Origin of the sequence: Zhongshania sp., from assembly GCF_041584495.1 — a bacterium.
Lineage (GTDB): Bacteria > Pseudomonadota > Gammaproteobacteria > Pseudomonadales > Spongiibacteraceae > Spongiibacter.
Window position 1 is genome coordinate 1 of record NZ_JBFHDY010000235.1, and the last position, 2,530, is coordinate 2,530.

Annotated in this window: 4 protein-coding genes; all 4 read left to right on the forward strand. The window is 55.0% G+C overall.

Annotation, left to right across the window (positions count from 1 at the left end):
- On the forward strand, window positions 1–1,120 hold a 1,120-nt coding region (locus tag ABYP33_RS18560; protein WP_373092768.1), incomplete at its 5' end, for a hypothetical protein.
- The gene (locus ABYP33_RS18565) at window positions 1,117–1,515 is read left to right on the forward strand and encodes a hypothetical protein (protein WP_373092770.1); all 399 of its coding nucleotides are present in this window, start codon (window positions 1,117–1,119) and stop codon (window positions 1,513–1,515) included. The genes ABYP33_RS18560 and ABYP33_RS18565, both read left to right, overlap by 4 nt.
- A gap of 1 nt (window position 1,516) precedes the next feature.
- Window positions 1,517–2,254, forward strand: a complete 738-nt coding sequence (locus tag ABYP33_RS18570; RefSeq protein WP_373092772.1) for a hypothetical protein — start codon at window positions 1,517–1,519, stop codon at window positions 2,252–2,254.
- Window positions 2,254–2,530, forward strand: a 277-nt coding sequence (locus tag ABYP33_RS18575; RefSeq protein WP_373092774.1) for a hypothetical protein, incomplete at its 3' end; no start/stop codon positions are given. The genes ABYP33_RS18570 and ABYP33_RS18575, both read left to right, overlap by 1 nt.

The window sequence follows — 2,530 nt, forward strand, 5'->3', positions numbered from 1 at the left end:
ATCGCTGGAAGCCCCCACTCAGTTTTATGATATGGGTGTTTCTGCTTTATTTGCTGACTTGGCAGGCTCGCCCCCACAAGCCGATCACATAGCGGTTGTGCGTGATTTCGTCGTGTTAGGCAACCTGGACATAGGCGGCACGCAATACCCCAACCGCGTCCAATGGTCGGGATTCAACAATTCCGAGATTTGGGGTAGCGATATTGGGAATCAGAGCGATTTCCAAGACTTGTTCGGCAACGGCGGCAAGATACAGCGCATTGTTCCGGGCGAGTATGGCGTAATATTCCAAGAGTCATCTATTTGGCGCATGGATTACTCCGGCCCTCCGACCATCTTTACCTTCTCCGAGGTCGAGCGCGGGCGCGGTACCCCGGCTGCAAACTCTGTCACATGGCTTGGTGGGTTGGTGTACTACTGGGCGGGTGATGGCTTCTATGTGTTCAATGGTCAAAGCTCCACGCCTATCGGTGCTGAGAAGGTAGACCGCTACGTTAAGGGGCGGATTGACACTAGCCGCTACGATGAAATGTACGGCGGCGTTGATCGTCGCAACGGCCTTATCTGGTGGACGTACCCCAAAACCGAGGGCGGGAAAGAAGTCGTTATTTACAACTGGGTGACAGGAGAGTGGGGCAATACCAACCAGGAAATCCAGATATTCACCGAATTTGCAGACACTGGCTACACGCTTGACCAGCTCGATGCCGTGTTAGGCGACATTGATTCCGGCTCAATTCCGGTCGATTCTCCGGAGTATCAGGGCGGGGCTGTGCGTTTCGGCGCATTCAATAATGCCAATGTGCTGTGCGGCCTGACTGGCGACTCACTAGAGGCAGAAATGGTCACAAGCGAAATGTCCGGCCCAGGAGGGCAAAGGCTATTCGTTCAGGCGGTTCGCCCCATCGTTGAGGGGTCGTGTACGCAGTCTATCAAGCTAGGCAAGCGCAACGAGCAGTGTGGCGATCTGAATTACACTGATGGCAGAACTGTGAATTCTATTGGCGAGGCGCAATTCCACGACAATTCGCGTTATGTTCGCATTAAGGCCGTGGTCAGTGGGGAGTTTACCCATGCTCACGGTGTCGAAGTCTTTTTCAAGCCAGCGGGGCGGGTGTGATTAAAATCTTATCAGCGGATGAGGTTGTGGGTAATTGGGGGCGGATTGAGCCACATTTGGTGAGGGTTTTAGCCCAATTCGATTACGGCTCAGACCCCGAGCATATTTTGTTGGACGCGGTGAATGGTCGCCGCGAGATATGGCAGATTGCAGACTATGACGCGATAGCCGTCACAGAGATTTGCACTTTGCCGAAATTTAGTGTATTGGACATTTCGCTCGTTTGCGGTGATAATATGGATACTTGGTTAGAACCGCTATTAGACCAGCTTACGCAGTACGCCAAGGCGAGCGGTTGCCGATACATTGACGGATTTGGCCGTAAGGGCTGGACTCGGAAACTTGAGAAATACGGATTCAAGCCGTATTCCTACGATGTGAGGCTGAAGGTCTAAAATGGGCGGAAAGAACAAATCGCAAGAAAGCAGACAGTATTCAAGCGGGTGGTCGGCCCCTTGGGCGGCTCAGGAGCCTTATTTAAAAGAAGTGTTCCAAGGGGCGCAGAACTTCTATCAAGGGGATGCCCCCTTTGCTCCATTCTCCGACATTTCTACCTCTGGTTTTGATGCCGCCCGTCAACTTTTCCCGCAGACCACCGGTATGCTGTCTCAGACGGTTGGCGGTGAGTTTATGGGTGCAAACCCCTACCTGCAAGATATAGCTTCTCGCGCTCAAGAGGGTGCTCTTTCCGGCATTAATGCCACGTTTGGCGGCGCAGGGCGAACGGGTGGCGGCATTCACCAACAATCTGTAGCCGAGGGCTTGGGCAACGTCGCTGCGGGCATCTACGCTCCCGCATATGAGGCTGAACGATCTCGCATGATGCAAGCTTCGGGCATGATTCCGCGACAGTTGGCCGGTCAAGTTGGGCTAGGCGGCGTGATGGAAGCCAAAGACCTTGAGCAGCAGCTTGCGCCTTACACTCAGTTGCAGCGTTACTTGTCTTTGGTTGGCGGCAATTACGGCTCCCAGTCGGCCTCCCGAGGTAAAATGGTCGAACCTGGGCGCGATACAGGCTCAGGCGTTTTAGGGGGAGCTATGACGGGCGCGCAGATAGGAAGCGTAGTGCCGGGGGTCGGCACGGGGATTGGTGCGCTAATCGGCGGCATTGGCGGCGGCTTGGGGGTAATCTAATGGCACTACTCGGTAACGGCTACCAGCCCTCTCCATTCCAAGGCATCCTTGGCCAACCCGCAGGGCAGTACAACGTGCCCGCACCAACTAAGGCCGGACTGGGCAGCTTTGATGTGAACAAGTTGCTGACAAATCCGTTATTTCACGCTGGCATGGCCTTGCTTGGCTCTAGGAGCGGCACGGGCGCAAGGGATGCCATGCAGGGCTTGATGCAAGGCGCTCAGTACAAAACCCAGCTTGAGGCGCAGCAGCGCGAGCAGGCGGAGAGGGAGCGCA

What these genes read in the sequence shown, in the direction of transcription:
- ABYP33_RS18570 (WP_373092772.1), top strand. Translation starts at nt 1,517, where the DNA reads ATGGGCGGAAAGAACAAATCGCAAGAAAGCAGACAGTATTCAAGCGGG.